The 16,706-nt window shown below is 71.6% G+C and carries 16 protein-coding genes; 9 read left to right on the top strand and 7 right to left on the bottom strand.

Annotated features, from left to right (window positions below):
- Positions 1-10: 10 nt before the first annotated feature.
- Together ACWCRD_RS35685 and ACWCRD_RS35680 are read left to right on the top strand one after the other, a co-directional pair.
- Entirely contained in the window at positions 11-1,111 is a 1,101-nt protein-coding gene (locus tag ACWCRD_RS35685) for a hypothetical protein (RefSeq protein ID WP_450969871.1), read from the top strand.
- 12 nt (positions 1,112-1,123) lie between these two features.
- Entirely contained in the window at positions 1,124-2,221 is a 1,098-nt protein-coding gene (locus ACWCRD_RS35680; protein ID WP_450969870.1) for a phosphotransferase family protein, read from the top strand.
- A gap of 10 nt (positions 2,222-2,231) precedes the next feature.
- Here ACWCRD_RS35680 and ACWCRD_RS35675 read toward each other — a convergent pair whose 3' ends face one another.
- Positions 2,232-2,666 carry a hypothetical protein gene (locus tag ACWCRD_RS35675; RefSeq protein ID WP_450969869.1) on the bottom strand — a complete coding sequence of 145 codons (435 nt, stop codon included), beginning with the start codon at positions 2,664-2,666 and terminating at the stop codon, positions 2,232-2,234.
- A 267-nt stretch (positions 2,667-2,933) separates the two neighbouring features.
- On the opposite strand from ACWCRD_RS35675, the gene ACWCRD_RS35670 reads away from it, so the two are divergent.
- The 4 genes from ACWCRD_RS35670 to fxsA all read left to right on the top strand — a co-directional run bounded on the left by ACWCRD_RS35670 (position 2,934) and on the right by fxsA (position 7,097).
- Positions 2,934-3,374: an Lrp/AsnC family transcriptional regulator gene (locus ACWCRD_RS35670; RefSeq protein WP_030946711.1), complete on the top strand. Its 441-nt coding sequence runs from the start codon at positions 2,934-2,936 to the stop codon at positions 3,372-3,374.
- Between the two features lie 127 nt (positions 3,375-3,501).
- Positions 3,502-5,112: an amidohydrolase gene (locus tag ACWCRD_RS35665; RefSeq protein WP_450969868.1), complete on the top strand. Its 1,611-nt coding sequence runs from the start codon at positions 3,502-3,504 to the stop codon at positions 5,110-5,112.
- Positions 5,113-5,649: 537 nt separating this feature from the next.
- Entirely contained in the window at positions 5,650-6,444 is a 795-nt protein-coding gene (locus tag ACWCRD_RS35660) for a polyprenol monophosphomannose synthase (RefSeq protein WP_450969867.1), read from the top strand.
- A gap of 95 nt (positions 6,445-6,539) precedes the next feature.
- Complete coding sequence (gene fxsA, locus ACWCRD_RS35655) at positions 6,540-7,097, top strand: FxsA family membrane protein (protein WP_450969866.1); 558 nt, start codon at positions 6,540-6,542, stop codon at positions 7,095-7,097.
- A 99-nt stretch (positions 7,098-7,196) separates the two neighbouring features.
- Here the strand turns inward: fxsA and ACWCRD_RS35650 are convergent, their stop codons facing one another.
- The 4 genes from ACWCRD_RS35650 to yczE all read right to left on the bottom strand — a co-directional run bounded on the left by ACWCRD_RS35650 (position 7,197) and on the right by yczE (position 10,651).
- On the bottom strand, positions 7,197-7,571 hold the full coding sequence (locus ACWCRD_RS35650) for an RNA polymerase-binding protein RbpA (protein WP_003977404.1): 375 nt from the start codon (positions 7,569-7,571) through the stop codon (positions 7,197-7,199).
- A 267-nt stretch (positions 7,572-7,838) separates the two neighbouring features.
- Positions 7,839-9,173 (bottom strand): MFS transporter, encoded by a 1,335-nt coding sequence (locus ACWCRD_RS35645; protein ID WP_450969865.1) that lies wholly within the window; start codon positions 9,171-9,173, stop codon positions 7,839-7,841.
- Positions 9,174-9,233: 60 nt separating this feature from the next.
- Positions 9,234-10,001: a glycerophosphodiester phosphodiesterase gene (locus ACWCRD_RS35640; RefSeq protein WP_450969864.1), complete on the bottom strand. Its 768-nt coding sequence runs from the start codon at positions 9,999-10,001 to the stop codon at positions 9,234-9,236.
- A complete protein-coding gene (yczE, locus tag ACWCRD_RS35635; protein ID WP_450969863.1) occupies positions 9,998-10,651 on the bottom strand; it encodes a membrane protein YczE in 654 nt (217 codons plus the stop codon). Before yczE ends, ACWCRD_RS35640 begins: the two co-directional genes overlap by 4 nt.
- A 98-nt stretch (positions 10,652-10,749) precedes the next feature.
- Between yczE and ACWCRD_RS35630 the strand changes: the two genes are divergently transcribed.
- Positions 10,750-12,249 carry an SCO1417 family MocR-like transcription factor gene (locus tag ACWCRD_RS35630; protein ID WP_450969862.1) on the top strand — a complete coding sequence of 500 codons (1,500 nt, stop codon included), beginning with the start codon at positions 10,750-10,752 and terminating at the stop codon, positions 12,247-12,249.
- 51 nt (positions 12,250-12,300) lie between these two features.
- On the opposite strand, the gene ACWCRD_RS35625 is transcribed toward ACWCRD_RS35630, so the two are convergent.
- Positions 12,301-13,980, bottom strand: a complete 1,680-nt coding sequence (locus tag ACWCRD_RS35625; RefSeq protein WP_450969861.1) for an ATP-binding protein — start codon at positions 13,978-13,980, stop codon at positions 12,301-12,303.
- A gap of 40 nt (positions 13,981-14,020) precedes the next feature.
- Positions 14,021-14,215, bottom strand: a complete 195-nt coding sequence (locus ACWCRD_RS35620) for a hypothetical protein (protein WP_016434155.1) — start codon at positions 14,213-14,215, stop codon at positions 14,021-14,023.
- Between the two features lie 261 nt (positions 14,216-14,476).
- On the opposite strand from ACWCRD_RS35620, the gene ACWCRD_RS35615 reads away from it, so the two are divergent.
- Both ACWCRD_RS35615 and ACWCRD_RS35610 read left to right on the top strand, forming a co-directional pair.
- Entirely contained in the window at positions 14,477-14,869 is a 393-nt protein-coding gene (locus tag ACWCRD_RS35615; protein ID WP_450969860.1) for an ankyrin repeat domain-containing protein, read from the top strand.
- A 301-nt stretch (positions 14,870-15,170) separates the two neighbouring features.
- Positions 15,171-16,589: a HEAT repeat domain-containing protein gene (locus tag ACWCRD_RS35610; protein ID WP_450969859.1), complete on the top strand. Its 1,419-nt coding sequence runs from the start codon at positions 15,171-15,173 to the stop codon at positions 16,587-16,589.
- The last annotated feature ends 117 nt before the right edge of the window (positions 16,590-16,706 follow it).

Genomic DNA, 16,706 nt, shown 5'->3' with positions numbered 1-16,706 from the left:
GAGGTTTGGCGTGGCCGACGACCGCCCCGTACCGCTCGACGAGTACCCCGTGCACCAGGTCCCGCTGTCCATGAAGCACGTGGCGACCGGGGACCGGAACGCCTACGACCGCTGCATCTTCCACGTCCTCGACCACGAGGGGCGCGCCCTGCTCATCGTGGGCCTCGGCGTCTACCCCAACCTCGGCGTGATCGACGCGTACGCGACCCTGCGGACCGGGGACACCCTGCACGCGGTGCGCGCCTCGGATGCCCTCGGAGAGGACCGCATGCGGCTCGCCGTCGGCCCGCTCAGGATCGAGGTCGAGGAGCCGCTGCGGCGGCTGCGGCTGCTGGGCGACGACGACCTGTTGTCGTACGACCTCACCTGGACCGCCGCCTTCCCCGCCCTGTGGGAACCCCACCACCTCCAGCGCCGCGGCGAGCGGCTCACCCTCGAAGGGCGCCGCTTCGTCCAGGCGGGCGGCGTGGAGGGCGTGATCCGCGCCGCGGGTGAGGAGTTCCGGGTCACCGCCGCCGGGTGGACCGGCACTCGGGACCGCAGCTGGGGCGTGCGGCCCATACCGGGGGAGGAGGGCGGCCGCCTCGCGGAGGAGCACCCGACCGAGGGCTTCCACTGGCTGTGGTGCCCGGTGCGCTTCGAGGACCGCTTCCTCATGGTCGTCGTCCAGGAGGACGCCGACGGCTACCGCTCCCTGAACGACGCCACCCTGGTGCGCCCCGGCCACCGCGACCGCCAACTCGGCTGGCCCCAGCCCGAGATCACCTACCGCTCCGGCACCCGCCACCCGGACCGCGCCCTCATCCACCTCGGTGACCTGCGCAAACCGCAGGAGCTGGAGGTCGAGATCCTCACCTCCTCGCCGCTCGCGATCGGCGCCGGCTATCCGCCCGCCGACGACTGGCAGCACGGCACCTGGCGCGGCCGCGGCTGGACGGACCGCCGCACCTACGACCTGACGCAGCCGCACGCGCCGGCCGCCTACGGGGTCACCGACCATGCCGCCCGCTTCCGGCTGGACGGCCGGACGGGCCACGGCATCTTCGAGCACGGCTCGTTCGGGCGGCACGATCCGAGCGGGTTCACGGACTTCACTTCGGTCGCACCGTAGGCGGTATGTGACATGGCATCCACTGCACCCCGTCCCCGCACCACCACCCGGGACCCGGAGGAGCTCGCCCGCCGTCTCACCGCCTGGCTCTCCACCCGGCTGCCCGGCGCCAAGGCGGCCGGAGTCACCGTCCCCGAGTCCAACGGCATGTCCAGCGAGACCCTGCTCTTCGACATCGAACACTCCGAACCACCCGTGCACCGCTGCGCGTTGAGACTCGCGGCGGATCCGGCGGCGTACACCGTCTTCCCGGTGTACGACATGGAGCGCCAGTACCGCACGATGCGCGTCGTGGCGGAGTACTCGGACCTGCCCGTGCCGAAGGTGCTGTGGCTGGAGGAGGACCCCCGGCCGCTCGGGGCGCCCTTCTTCGTGATGGAGCGCGCCGAGGGCCGCGTGCCGCCCGACGTCATGCCCTACACCTACGAGGGCAACTGGCTGCACGCGGCGAGCGACGCCGAGCGCGAGCGCCTGGAGGCTGCCTCGATCTGGCTCCTGGCCCGACTGCACGACCAAGTGCCGCCGGAGGCCGCCGAGTTCCTCGCGCTCCCTGGCGAGGGCGACGCCCTGCGCCGCCATGTCACCGCCCAACGCGCCTACTACGACTGGGTCGTCGACGGACGCGCCCGCTCACCGCTCATCGAGGCCGCGTTCGACCACCTGGAGGAGCTCTGGCCGCGCGATCCGGGCACACCGGTGCTCAACTGGGGCGACGCACGCATCGGGAACGTCGTCTACGACGGCTTCGAACCCGCCGCCGTCCTCGACTGGGAGATGGCGGCCCTGGCCCCGCGCGAGGTCGACCTCGGCTGGACCGTCTATCTGCACCGCTTCTTCCAGGACCTCACGGTCGCCTTCGGCCAGCGCGGTCTGCCGGACTTCCTGCGCCGCGACCGCATCGAGTCCCGCTACGCCGAACTCACCGGCCACACACCGCGCGACATGGACTTCCACACGCTGTACGCCGCGCTGCGGCACGCGATCGTGATGCTCCGGGTCGCCTACCGGCAGGTGCACTTCGGTGAGGCAGCCGTTCCGGCGGATCCGGACACACTGATCCTGCACCACGGCAGCCTGCGGGCCATGGTGCAGGGCAGTTACTGGGATTGAGCGTGGCGGTTCAGGCGGCCTGACGGCGCATCGCCGGCACCCGCATCGGGCGCGAGCCCGGGCCGCCGACGTGCGAGAACGGCTGCGTCCGCCAGTCGAGCCCCTGAGGGAGCGTCAACAGGAGGGCGGTGTCCTGCTCCTGGGGCTCGGCCGACTCGTCCGCGGAGCGGGCCTCGGCCGCCCGGCGGCCGGTGCCGGCGCAGACCGTGAGGCCGAACGGGTTCCACGGCGAGGCGCACAGCGCATGCTCCGGCAGGACCTGTTCGTCCGCCAGCAGGGCGATGGGCTGCGTGCAGTCCGGGCAGATCACCCGGTACATCTCGAAGGTGTCGTACGCGTCGAGTTCGTCCTCGAAGGCGTCGGGTTCGACGCCCTCCGGCTCGGGCTCGACGACCGCCTGGAGCCGCTTGGCTGCGGTACGACCAGGGCGCTTAAGACTCTGCATGGGTTCTCCCCCTCGGGCTGGGCCGTTCGGGCACTGCGGCCTCGACCACAGCAAGCACTTCCCGCCCGGTCTCGGCGGTAATCACGAGAGCATCACGGAGACGTCCCGGCGGCTGTGTCCTTCGTCACATGCCGCCCGCAGGTGCCCGCGGCGGACGATTTGTCCCCCGGACGGCTCACGGGCAGCTCTCGGGCACATCACAAACCGGGTATGACCTGGACTGCTCAGGTATCCGAGGAGATCAAGCGCACTGTAGGTTCTTGCGTCATGGAGGAGCTGGACCGTCAAATCGTGCAGCTGCTCGTCAAGGACGGGCGGATGAGCTACACAGACCTGGGCAAGGCCACGGGCCTGTCCACGTCGGCCGTGCACCAGCGGGTGCGGCGGCTCGAACAGCGTGGCGTCATCCGCGGCTATGCCGCGGTGGTCGACCCGGAGGCCGTCGGGCTGCCCATGACCGCGTTCATCTCGGTCAAACCCTTCGACCCCAGCGCCCCGGACGACATCTCGGACCGTCTGGCCGGAGTCCCGGAGATCGAGGCCTGCCACAGCGTCGCGGGCGACGAGAACTACATCCTCAAGGTGCGCGTGGCCACACCGCACGAGCTGGAGGAGCTGCTGGCGCGGCTGCGAACCCTGGCCGGGGTCTCGACCCGGACGACGGTGGTCCTGTCGACGCCGTACGAGGCACGGCCGCCGCGGATCTGAGCGGTGTTGGTCGCTCGCCGGCTGCGGGTCGGTGGGGGCTTGTCACGCAGTTCCCCGCGCCCCTTGCAGGGGCGTTGGCGGCGCCCCTCGTGCACAGTGATCCAGGAGACGCGCGAGACTGGTCCCCATGAGCGATCGCACCCCCGAGCCGACCACCGTCCTCCTCCGCCGCGGAGAGGTCCACAGCCCCGCCGACCCCTTCGCGACCGCGATGGTCGTGGAACGGGGGCAGGTCGCCTGGGTCGGTTCCGAGGGCGCCGCGGACGCCTTCGCGGACGGTGTCGACGAGGTGGTCGACCTGGACGGCGCCCTCGTCACCCCGGCCTTCACCGACGCCCATGTGCACACCACCTCCACCGGCCTCGCGCTCACCGGCCTCGATCTGTCCGACGCACCCTCCCTGGAGGCCGCACTCGCCCTGGTACGGGACTTCGCGGCGGCCCGCCCGCAGGAAAAGGTGCTGCTCGGCCACGGCTGGGACGCTGCCCGCTGGCCCGGCGGCCGACCCCCGACGCGCGCGGAACTCGACGAGGCCACCGGCGGCCGTCCCCTCTATCTCTCCCGCATCGACGTCCACTCGGCGGTCGTCACCACGGCCCTGCTCGACCTGGCCCACGGTGTCGCCGCAGCGGACGGCCCGCTGACCGCCGACGCCCACCACGCCGTGCGCGCCGCCGCGTTCGCAGCCGTGACGCCGGCCCAGCGCACCGAGGCCCAGCGCACCGCGCTCGCCCACGCCGCCTCCCTCGGTATCGGCTCGGTCCACGAATGCGCGGGGCCGGAGATCTCCTCCGAGGACGACTTCACCGGGCTGCTCCGGCTCGCGACCGAGGAGCCGGGACCGCGAGTGATCGGCTACTGGGCGGAACAGGCCGAAGAAGGGGTGGAGAAGGCGCGCGAACTGGGCGCGGCGGGCGCCGCCGGTGACCTCTTCGTCGACGGCGCCCTCGGCTCGCACACTGCCTGTCTGCACACGCCGTACACCGACGCCGACCACGCGGGCACCGCCTACCTGGATGCCGCCGCGGTCGCCGCCCACGTCGTGGCCTGCACCGAGGCGGGCGTGCAGGCGGGCTTCCACGCGATCGGCGACGCGGCCGTGACCACGGTCGTGGACGGTGCGCGCGCCGCCGCCGAGAAGGTCGGCCTGGCCCGGGTCCGCGCCGCCCGCCACCGCGTGGAGCACGCCGAGATGCTCACCCCCGAGACGATCGCGGCCTTCGCCGAACTGGGCCTGACCGCCTCCGTGCAGCCCGCCTTCGACGCGCTGTGGGGCGGCGAGGACGGCATGTACGCCCAGCGCCTGGGCGCCGACCGGGCGCGCACCCTCAACCCCTTCGCGGCCCTGCTCAGGGCGGGTGTCCCGCTCGCGTTCGGCTCCGACAGCCCGGTCACCCCGCTCGACCCCTGGGGCACGGTCCGCGCCGCCGCCTTCCACCGCACGCCCGAGCACCGCATCTCCGTGCGGGCCGCATTCACGGCCCACACCCGCGGCGGCTGGCGGGCGATCGGCCGGGACGACGCGGGCCTCCTGGTGCCCGGCGCACCCGCGGACTACGCCGTGTGGCGCACGGACGAGCTGGTGGTCCAGGCCCCCGACGACCGGGTCGCCCGCTGGTCCACCGACCCCCGCTCCGGCACCCCCGGCCTGCCCGACCTGAGCCTCGGCCGCGACCTGCCGGTCTGTCTGCGTACCGTGGTCGGCGGGCGGACGGTGTTCGTACGGCCGGGCGAGTGATCTCCCGGGGTGGCGCGACGCTGATCGACGCCCCCGGCGGCGTCGCACGACCTGCGTATCCTCCGCCCTGACCAGGGCTTTGATGCAAAATGCGCAGGTCAAACGGCTGTTGACAGCCAATGGCAGGGGGCCGGTAGGTTCGGCCGAGTCCACCACCGGACGCCCGACCGGGGAACTTCCGCGCACTCGTCGCAGCGCCGCTGGGTCAGGGACGGTGTGCCGCACCGGGGCACCGCCACTGGGAGCCAGGCTCAGCGCCCGCGCCGCGACGGGAGGAGAGTTCCGGCCGGTCGGGGAGGTGTGACCCGGGTGGGGCCCGGGCTCAGTAGACAACGGCTTTCGGTCGACCCGCAGCCAGCGGGCCCCAGGTCGGCCCGAAGGGCGCCGGGCCCCCATCCGTAGCTCCGCGAACCTGCCCGAAAACGCGCTCTTACCCCGCTCTTGTGGAATCGACACCACTATACGAACGTCCTGTCGCGTCATCGCAGGCCGTGGCCACTATGGTGGACGTCTGCGTACGGACACGAAGGGGCAGCAGTGAACGACGGCGACGGGACCCTCGCGGCAAAGGCCCAGGGGAGGCAGTTCGGCCCGCTCGGCACGGCCTTGGTGATCATTCCGACCTACAACGAGGCGGAGAACATCAAGTCCATCGTGGGCCGGGTGCGGAAGGCGGTCCCCGAGGCTCACGTCCTCGTGGCCGACGACAACAGCCCCGACGGCACCGGCAAGCTCGCCGACGAACTGGCCGCCGAGGACGACCACGTCCAGGTGATGCACCGCAAGGGCAAGGAGGGCCTCGGCGCCGCCTACCTCGCGGGCTTCCGCTGGGGCCTGGAAAACGGCTACGGCGTGCTGGTCGAGATGGACGCCGACGGCTCCCACCAGCCCGAGGAACTGCCCCGGCTGCTCACCGCGCTCAAGAGCGCCGACCTGGTCCTCGGCTCCCGCTGGGTGGCCGGCGGCCGGGTGGTGAACTGGCCCAAGAGCCGTGAGTTCATCTCCCGCGGCGGCAGCCTCTACTCCCGCCTCGCCCTCGCCCTGCCGCTGCGCGACATCACCGGCGGCTACCGCGCCTTCCGCCGCGAGACCCTCGAGGGCCTCGGCCTCGACGAGGTCGCCTCCCAGGGCTACTGCTTCCAGGTCGACCTGGCCCGCCGTGCGGTCAAGGCCGGCTACCACGTCGTCGAGGTGCCCATCACCTTCGTCGAGCGCGAACTGGGCGACTCCAAGATGAGCCGCGACATCCTCGTCGAGGCCCTGTGGCGGGTCACGGCGTGGGGCGTGGGCGAGCGCGTCGCCAAGGTCACGGGCCGCGGCAAGAAGGCCTGATCGTCGTCCGTCCGCACAGGGCCCGCGTGCGTCTTTCAGGCACGGTTGATCATTCGCTTATCCCGCACTGAGGCGGGCCCAGGCACACTGGATGCATGACGACAGGTGCTCCGACCCCCACGTATCCCGTCCGGCCCCGGCGCTCCAGGCTGCGGACCTGGCTGCCGCTCGGCGTCGCGGCCTGGCTGGTGCTGGAGATCTGGCTGCTGACCGTGGTCGCGGGCGCCTCGAGCGGGTTCACCGTGTTCCTGCTGCTGCTCGCGGGCTTCGTGTTCGGTGCCGCGGTGATCAAGAAGGCGGGCCGGCGCGCCTTCCAGAACCTCAACGAGGCGCTTCAGCGCGGCGGCACCCCGCAGAGCGGCGGCGGCAACGGCCTGTTGATGCTCGGCGGTCTGCTCCTGATGATCCCCGGCCTGATCTCGGACGCGGTGGGTCTGCTTCTGCTGATCCCCCCGGTCCAGAAGGCCCTGAGCCGCTTCACCGAGCGCACCCTCGACCGCAAGCTGCGCGAGGCCGGTCCCGGCAGCTTCGGTGACGCCTTCCAGCAGGCGCGCATCCACCGTCCCGACGGCAAGGTCGTCCAGGGCGAGGTCATCAGGGACGAGCCGGGTGGCGGCGCCCCGCAGGGCCCGCGACCGCCGCTGACCCACTGAGAACGCGGCCGGACACACGACTGCGGGCGCCCACGTGAAACCACGTGGACGCCCGCAGTCGCTTGCGTGCGTAGTTGGTCCGCCCGACCCCGGCAGGAACTAGGCCGACTTGCGGCTGTCCCGCGGGTGAACCGCGATGTTCATCGCGCCCGAACGGAGAACGGCCAGACGCTCCTCGAGGACCTCTTCGAGTTCCTCGCGGGTGCGTCGCTCCATCAGCATGTCCCAATGCGTACGCGCGGGCTTGGCCTTCTTTTCCTCAGGGCCGTCGCCGTCAACGAGGAGTGCCTGGGCCCCGCAGACCTTGCACTCCCACTCCGGCGGGATCTCCGCCTCGACCGAGAAGGGCATTTCGAACCGATGCCCCTTCTCGCATGCGTACTCCACGGCCTGGCGCGGGGCCAGGTCGATGCCGCGGTCCGTCTCGTAGCTGGTCACCACGAGGCGCGTGCCGCGAAGAGCTCGCTCACTCATGAATCGTGCCTCCCGGGCTTGTCGCCCACAGGACAGGTGTCGCTGTCGTCGTCATCCGGTCAACGTCCGGTCGGCGGTAAAGATTCCCGTTCCGTGTCCCGTTCCGGGTCATGCGTCGCCGTCGTAGCCGCCCCTTGTTGTACCCACCAGCGCCCGGTTTGTCACATCTGCTAGCAGATGTCACCCAGCGTTTCGGCATCTTTGACGCGCAGTAACGGTACGCCTGGCAGGCCAAACGCGTACACTACAGCCCTTTCGCCGTGAGTGCTAAATCCTTTCGGGGACGGGATTGCCCGCATCCAGGATCGCCTGCCGCACCGGAACCCTTGCGAGCAGGGCAAATCCGATGACGAAGAAGGCCACGAGCGAGATGATCGCGTCGCGATAACTTCCGGTCAGCTGGTAGGTGATCCCGAACAGAAGGGGCCCGAGCCAGCTCATGCCCCGGTCGCTCATCTCGTACGCCGAGAAGTATTCGGCCTCCTTGCCGGGCGGGACCAGATGCGAGAACAGGGAGCGGGACAGGGCCTGGCTGCCGCCCAGCACGAGGCCGATCCCGGCCGCCAGCACGAAGAACCACACCGGCGCCCCGGCCGGCAGGAAGTATCCCGCCGCCAAGGTCACCGTCCAGGCCACCAGAGAGCCGAGGATGGTGCGCTTGGCTCCGTACGTCCGGGCCAGCCTTCCCATCCCCAGCGCGCCCGCCACCGCCAGCACCTGGACCATCAGCACGGCCGTGATGAGCGTGGACTGGCTCAGGCCCAGCTCCTGGGAGCCGTACACCGACGCCTGGGAGATCACCGTCTGGATGCCGTCGTTGTAGATGAGGTAGGCGAGCAGGAACCCCAGGGTGAGCGGTTTGCCGCGCATGTCCCGGACGGTGGACGCCAGCTGCCGCCAGCCGTGTGCCGCGGGCGCCGAGGGCGTCGTACGGCGGTCGCGCAGCCGCTTCAGCGGTACGAGGGTGAAGGCACCCCACCACAGGCCCGCGGAGGCCAGGCAGATGCGGACCGCCGTCGATTCGGAGACGCCGAAGGAGTCGTGCCCGGTGAACAGCACCAGGTTCACGATCAGCATCGAGGAGCCGGCCGCATAGCCGAAGGCCCAGCCGCGCGAGGAGACCCGGTCGCGGTCCTCGGGCGGTGCGATCTGCGGCAGGTAGGAGTTGTAGACGACCATCGAGACGGCCACGGACGAGTTGGCGACGATCAGCAGGAGGCCGCCCAGCAGATAGCGGTCACCGGAGAGGAAGAACAGGCCCGTGGTGGCCGTCGCCCCCACATAGGCGCAGGCGGCGAGCAGCGGCTTCTTCCGCCCCGTGCGGTCGGCGGCCGCGCCCACCAGCGGCATCACGAGGATCGACACGATCACGGACGCGGAGACGCAGTACGCGAAGAACGACCCGGCGCGCACCGGGATGCCCAGCGGATGCACGAACCCGTCCGCGTCCGCCGCCGACTTGGCCACCGCCGTCAGATAGGGGCCCAGGAACACCGTGAGCACGCTCGTCGAGTAGACGGAGCAGGCCCAGTCGTAGAAGTACCAGCCGCGCTGCTCGCGCTGCCGGTCGATGACGTCCGTACGCACGGTGTCGGCGCTCACCCGTGCCCTCGCTTCCCCGCTGAAGTGCTGTGCGAAGGCTCGGGGGCGGGGGCCGGGCACTCAGGACCAGACGCCGCGTTCTTCCATGACCTTGCGCAACGTGTCGATGTGATCGGTCATGATGCCATCGACTCCCAGGTCCAGGAGCCGGTGCATGCGATCGGGATCGTTGACGGTCCACACGTGCACCTGCAGCCCGCGTGCGTGGGCGGCGAGGACGAAGCGGTGGTCGACGACCTGGATGCCGGACTGCGACTCGGGCACCTGCGCGGCGACCGCGGAGGCGCGCAGTGCGGCGGGGACGCCCCAGGAGCGCAGCCGCAGGTTGAGCACGCCACGCGTGCCGTACGACGTCGCCAGGCGCGGACCGGCCAGCCGCTGGGCACGCACCACGCGCGCCTCGGAGAAGGAGCCCACGCAGATCCGGTCCCACGCGCGCGTGCGCTCGATCAGGTCCAGGAAGGGGTGCAGCGAGGACTCCGCCTTCAGGTCGACGTTCCAGCGCACCTCGGGGAAGGTCTCGAGCAGCTCCTCGAAGAGGGGCACCGGCTCCTTGCCCGCCACGCGCGCGTGGCTCACGTCCTTCCACGGCAGGTCGGCTATGCGCCCGGCGCCGTCCGTCATCCGGTCCAGGGTCGAGTCGTGGAAGGCGACCAGCTTGCCGTCCGCCGTGGTGTGGACGTCGGTCTCGATGTAGCGGTAGCCCGCCTCCACCGCCCGCCGGAACTGCAGCACGGTGTTCTCCAGGCCGTCCGCGGCCCCGCCCCGGTGGGCGAAGGGGATCGGGCCGGGATGGTCGAGATAGGGGTGGCGTATCCGCGTGGTCACCGTCGAAGTATGGCCTTGGGGGGTTGCCCTTCGGCAACGACCGTGCTGCCGCCGGATGCCGACGGGACGTCGAACACCCGCAGGAAGAGCTGGGCGAGCGGGCCGATCGACACCGCGTAGAGGACCGTGCCGATGCCGACGGTGCCGCCGAGGGCGAAGCCGGTGACGACGACCGCCACCTCGATCGCCGTCCGCATCAGCCGGATCGAGCGCCCGGTACGCCGGTGCAGGCCCGTCATCAGCCCGTCCCGCGGGCCCGGCCCGAAACGGGCGGAGATGTAGAGCCCGGTGGCCACGCCGTTGAGCAGGATGCCGGCCAGCAGGAGAGGGACCCGGACGGCCAGGGAGTGCACGGCCGGGACGAGGGCGAGCGTGCCGTCCATGGCGAGGCCGATCATGAAGACATTGGAGACCGTGCCGAGGCCCGGGCGCTGGCGCAGCGGGATCCACAGCAGCAGCACCGCCGCGCCCACGACGATCGACACGACACCGATGGTCAGGCCGGTGAGCCTGGCCAGGCCCTGGTGCAGCACCCCCCAGGGTTCGAGTCCCAGGCCCGCCTCCACGAGGAGTGCGGAACTCACGCCGTAGAGCGCGAGACCGACGTAGAGCTGGATCAACCGTCGCCCGAGACGGTGCTTCGTGGACAAGGGGTCCCCCTGTGGTCGCAGTGGCCTGGTTCGTGACACCCTGTGGCTTGGGTGGAAACCTCATCCATGGCCAATCCGGGGAAGGTGGACTGATTTCCATGGCGACGTGGACTTCGGCGATGGGCGCGGCGCAGCTCGCCCGGCTGCTCAACTCCCAGCAGGACCGCCCGGCCGGGCCCGGCACCCGCCGTCCGCCCGCCTACCGTGCCCTGGCCGACGGCATCCGGCTGCTGGTGCTGGAGGGTCGCGTTCCGGTGGCCGCCCGGCTGCCCGCCGAGCGCGAGCTGGCCCTGGCCCTGTCCGTCAGCCGTACGACGGTCGCGGCGGCCTATGAGGCGCTGCGCACCGAGGGATTCCTGGAGTCCCGGCGCGGCGCGGGCAGCTGGACCGCCGTTCCGGCCGGAAACCCGCTCCCCGCACGCGGCCTGGAGCCCCTGCCGCCCGAGGCACTGGGCTCGATGATCGACCTGGGCACCGCGGCGCTCCCCGCGCCCGAGCCATGGCTGACCCGCGCCGTCCAGGGCGCCCTGGAGGAACTGCCGCCGTACGCCCACACGCATGGCGACTACCCGGCGGGGCTGCCCGCGCTGCGTTCGATGATCGCCGACCGGTACACCGCGCGCGGGATCCCGACGATGCCCGAGCAGATCATGGTGACGACGGGCGCCATGGGAGCGATCGACGCGATCTGTCACCTCTTCGCCGGCCGGGGCGAGCGCGTCGCCGTCGAGTCGCCGTCGTACGCCAACATCCTCCAGCTGATGCGGGAGGCGGGGGCGCGGCTGGTGCCCGTGGCGATGGCCGAGGGCCTGGCCGGCTGGGACCTGGACCGCTGGCGGCAGGTGCTGCGCGACGCCGCACCGCGGATCGCGTACATCGTCGCCGACTTCCACAATCCGACCGGAGCGCTCGCCGACGACGACCAGCGGCGTCAGCTCGTGGAGGCGGCCAGGTCGGCGGGGACGGTGCTGATCGCCGACGAGACGATGAGCGAGCTGTGGCTGGACGAAGGGGTCGAGATGCCGCGGCCCGTGTGTGGCTTCGACCCGGCCGGGTCCACGGTGATCACCGTCGGATCGGCCAGCAAGGCCTTCTGGGCGGGGATGCGCATCGGCTGGGTGCGCGCGGCACCGGATGTGATCCGCAGCCTGGTCGCCGCGCGCGCGTACGCCGATCTGGGCACCCCCGTGCTGGAGCAGCTCGCCGTGAACTGGCTGTTCAGCACGGGAGGTTGGGAGGAGGCCGTGGAAGTGCGCCGCAGCCAGGCCCGGGAGAACAGGGACGCGCTCGTCACCGCGGTGCGGCGGGAGCTGCCCGACTGGGAGTTCGAGGTCCCGAGGGGCGGACTGACGCTGTGGGTGCGGACCGGGGGGCTGTCGGGCTCCCGGCTCGCGGAGGTGGGGGAGCGGGTCGGGGTGCGGGTGCCGTCCGGGCCGCGCTTCGGGGTCGACGGTGCCTTCGAGGGGTATGTGCGGCTGCCGTTCACCGTGGGCGGTGCGCTGGCCGACGAGGCGGCGATGCGGCTGGCGGCGGCGGCCCGGTTGGTTGCGAGCGGGGCGTCGGGGGGCGGGGAGTCGCCGCGGACGTTCGTGGCGTGACTGCGGGCCTGGGGGGCCGTTCTCCAGGACTGCGGCCGCCGGCGGCGGAACCTACTGCGCCTCCGCCGCCACGGCCTCTGCGGGCACCGGCTTCGCCTCGACCGGCTCCTCGTCGATGGGCACGGTCTCGACCGGCATGGTCTCGACCGGCATGGCCTCGACCGGCATGGCCTCGAAGGGCTTGGCCTCGGCGGACTCCTGGTCGGCCGGCGTGGTCCGAGGCGGCAGCAGCGCCAGCACCGCCTTGCGGTGCGCGTCGCTCGCCGTGTCGTCGTACGGGTCCGGAGTCGACGGCACCTGAAGCCGGTGCACCGGGCCTGTGCCGAGACGGGCGTAGCCGCGGCCGGGCGGGACCTCGGCGGCCGGAGTGGTGGACGGCAGCGCACCCAGGACCCCTGAGAGTTGCTCCGCCGTGGCGGGGCCCAGCACGACACGCGCGCGTGTGTGCTGCCGTACGTCATCGCTCAGCGCTTCGGCGTGGTCGAACTGCTCGCCCACCACGACCGTCACATTCACCGCCCGGCCGTGCCGGAGCGGGACCTGGAGCAGGGACTGCGGGTCCTCGCGGCCGTCCGCGGCGGCGAGATGGGTGAAGGCGCTCGGGCGGTCCAGGAGGAGCCACAGAGGACGCTTGGTGTCCTCCGGCGGCGGCTGCCCGGCCTGGCGGGCGCGGTTCGCGGCGATCAGACGGCGCTCCGTCTCGAGGGCGGCCCACTCGAGGCTCGTCAGCGCCCCGGTCAGCCCGCACTCGACGGCCAGCACACCGTCCCGGCCGGTCAGGCACGCGTACTCGCCGGTGCCGCCCTCGACGATCACGACGTCGCCGTGCTGCAGCGCCTGCACGGCGATGGAGCGCAGCAGGGTCGAGGTGCCGCTGCCGGGCTGGCCCATGATCAGGAGGTGCGGTTCGGTGGAGCGGATGCCGGTGCGCCAGACGACCGGCGGAACGTCGCGCTTGTTCTCTCCGTAGGTGAGCGGAAGCGTGCGCTGGACCTGGGTGGGGTCGGTGAAGCCGAGGACCGTCTCGCCCGGCGCCGTGACGAATCGCTGGGCGGCGATGTCGGTGGGCAACGGGGGCAGCACCGTGACCGTCAGCTCGTTGCCCTCTTCCTCCCAGGCGCAGTGGTACTCGCGGCCGCGCCCCGACTTGGCGTGCAGCAGCTGCTCGATCCGGGCCCGGGACTCGGCCTCGCCGTCGGTGAAGTACGCCGGGTAGCGGATCACGAGCCGGGTGACACGGCCCGACTCGTCGAACTCGTACGCGGGGAAGGCCTTCTCCCACTCGCCGCCGTAGGCGTACAGCGGGGAGGGGTCCTCGGCGATCGAGAAGTACGGGATCAGGGCCTCGTACAGCGACTTGAGGCGCTGCACCTGTGACTCGTCCGGCCCTTCGGGCGCTGCCGGCCGGCGGTCCCGGCCGTGCAGGGCTGCCGCCGTCATCAGGCCGATGACGGCGAGCAGGGGGCCGTACGGCACGAGTGCCACGACCAGGATCACGGAGGCCGCCAGGAACAGCAGCGGCCCACGCCGGTCCTTGGGGGTGTCGGCCCACTTGTGCCGCCCGGCCGCCGCCAGTCGGCGCAGACCGCGGGTGATCGTGATCAGCGGGTGGAGGACGTCGGTGGCGCTGTCGGCCGCCGTCCGGGCCAGCTCCCGGCTCCGGGCGAGCTGCATCCGGGCGATCTGCGCGTTGTCCTTGCTCAGGATGCGGGGGAGGGGGCGCCGGGCCACTGCGTTCTCCTGGTGGTGCGTACGGGCGGGAGGGGCGGCGTCAGAACTTGATGCCGCCGAGCAGACTCGCGAGGCTCTCGCCGCCGGCCTTGATGCTCGGGGCGATCGCAGTGCTCGCGAGGTAGAAGCCGAACAGGGCCGAGACCAGGGCGTGCGACGCCTTCAGGCCGTCCTTGCGGAAGAAGAGGAAGACGATGATGCCGAGCAGGACCACGCCGGAGATGGACAGGATCATTTTTTTCTCCTGGTTCACGGGGACAGTCACCATGAGTACTTCCAGGATCACAGCATGTATCCATAGTATTAAAGGTGCAAATGGATGAATCTCGGTAGATTTCCCTCAAGTGGTCGAGCCGGCTCGGGCCGACCGGGCCGAACCTCCGTGGCCTGCCTGGTCTGTGGTGATCTTTACCTCCGGCGCACCGGGTCATGTACCGCGGAAGCCAGTACCCTGGCGATTCACCTGAACGGTTGTATTTGAGAGGCGGTCCGGCCGATGACTGAAGCCCCCGACCCCGAGGTCGTGGAGCTGGCGACCAAGATCTTCGATCTGGCCCGGCAGGGGCAGACCGAGGCGCTCGTGGCATACGTCGACGCGGGTGTTCCGGCCAACCTCACCAACGACCGCGGTGACTCGCTCGTGATGCTCGCCGCCTACCACGGACACGCGGACGCGGTACAAGCCCTGCTCGCCCGTGGCGCGGAGGGCGACCGGATCAACGACCGGGGCCAGACCCCGCTCGCCGGGGCCGTCTTCAAGGGCGAGACGGACGTCATCAAGGCCCTCCTGGAGGGTGGTGCCGATCCGGCCGCGGGAACCCCGTCGGCCGTCGACACCGCGCGGATGTTCGGCAAGACGGAACTGCTCGAGTTGTTCGGCGCACACTGATCCGAATGTTCTGACCAGCACAAACACAGAAAACGGGGGAGGCGGTACAGGGCCGCCGAAATTTCGGTCGCGGCAGGTCGAAGTGCCGGGTCATCATGACGTCGTGATTCACGGACGCGATGGCCGGGCAGGTGTTGCCGCACCGCGCGGGCCGTGATGAGGTCCGCGAGGGCCACTGACGAGAGGCAGAGGAAGATGGTCTACAGCAAGCACGAGACGGCGGGCGCCCCGACGTTGTGTCACGCGGCCAGGTAATGCGTGTTCCCCGGTTGCGTCGACGCTTGATGTGAGGCTGTTTCCCATGTTCGATCCGGTCATAGCGCCCAGCGGTACGCTGCTCGGCCTGCTCCAGCGGGGCCGCGGCGACGGCACACTGCACGCGCTCACCGCCCCGCGCGCCGAGGCGCTCGCGGCGCTGAACCACTGTGTGCTGCGCGACCCCCGCCACGACTGGCAGGTGGAGAACCGCTCCCTCTACTACGCCCGTCTCTACCTCGACCTGAACGGCGAGCTGGACGAGATCGAGGCGCACCTCTTCGACGTCGAGGACGTCTTCGACACAGAGGAGTCCCGCACGGGACTGGCCCTGGCCGTCCTCGGCCACCTCGCCTCCTACGGCAGGCGGGACGCGCTCGCACTGCTGCGCAGGTACGCCGCCTCCGGCTCCAACTGGGCCTGGGCCCTCGACGAACTGGCGCTGCGCGACGACGACGCCGGCCTACGGGCCCTCGCGGCACCCGTGCTGGCCCGGTTCGCCACCGACGCCGAGGGCGAGGCCGAACTGGCGGCCGTCGTGCGTGACGCCTTCGAGCCCCGGCCGTGGCGGCTGTGGGCGGAGGATCCGCGCGAATCGATCGCCACGCGCGTGCGTGCCGCTCAGGAGACCGGCTGTTTCGACCGCTGGCAACGCCAGATGCGACCATCCGGGCCCCGTCCGGGGTGGAGCGTGCAGGCCGTGTTCGAGTGGGCCCAACAGGGCGTCGAACGGGGCGCCGCGCTGCACGTCCCGGCCGCCCGCTGTCTCACCGCCGTCGCGGGCCCCGAGGACCGGCCCGAGATCGTGCAGGCCGCCAAGGACGGCACCGACGGAGCACGCTGCACCGCGCTGCGCTATCTCGCCGAGAGCAATGACCCCGACGCCCTCGATCTGATCGAGGGGGCCGTGCTCACCGGCTCACCGGCCGTCGTGGACGCCGCCGTGGACGCCTTCGAACGGATGCGCAGTGTCGCCGCCGTCGACCGGGCCCGCGGCTGGGCCCACCGGCCCGACCCCCTCGGCGCCGCCGCCGGCCGTATGCTCGCCTGCCGCGGAGGAGCCGGGGACAAGGACCTGGTACTGGGGGCGTTGCGCGAGGCCGTACGGGGCGAGGGGCCGGACGCCCCCACGCTGTGGACCCTCGTGGACGGCACCGGCCGGCTCGGCATCGCCTGCGCCGCCCCGGTACTGCGCCACATCTACCGCGAAACCGCCTCCTCCCATCTCCGCGGCCGGGCCGCCCGCGCCCTGGCCGCCACCGATCCCTCCTTCCCCGCAGGCTTCGCCGTCGAGTGCCTCTGGGACTGCGAGGAGACCACCCGCGAAATCGCCGCCCGGCACGCCGAGACCGGCGACGCACGGGTCGTCGAACAGCTCCGCCGGCTCGCCGCCGACCCGGCCGAGGAAGCCGAAGTGCAGACCGCCGTACGAAGTCGCATCGCACCCGAAGGACCCACTGTCTGAGCCGGCCACACACGGGCTCCCCGGGCTGCCGCAGGGCCACTGGATGAACAACGGGTGACCCGCGGGTCAGGCGGTCATGGACACGGCCTGACCTGCTCGGGTGTGCACAGCAACGCT

The organism is Streptomyces sp. NPDC002092, assembly GCF_053593775.1.
This window is presented reverse-complemented; position numbering and strand designations above follow the sequence as displayed.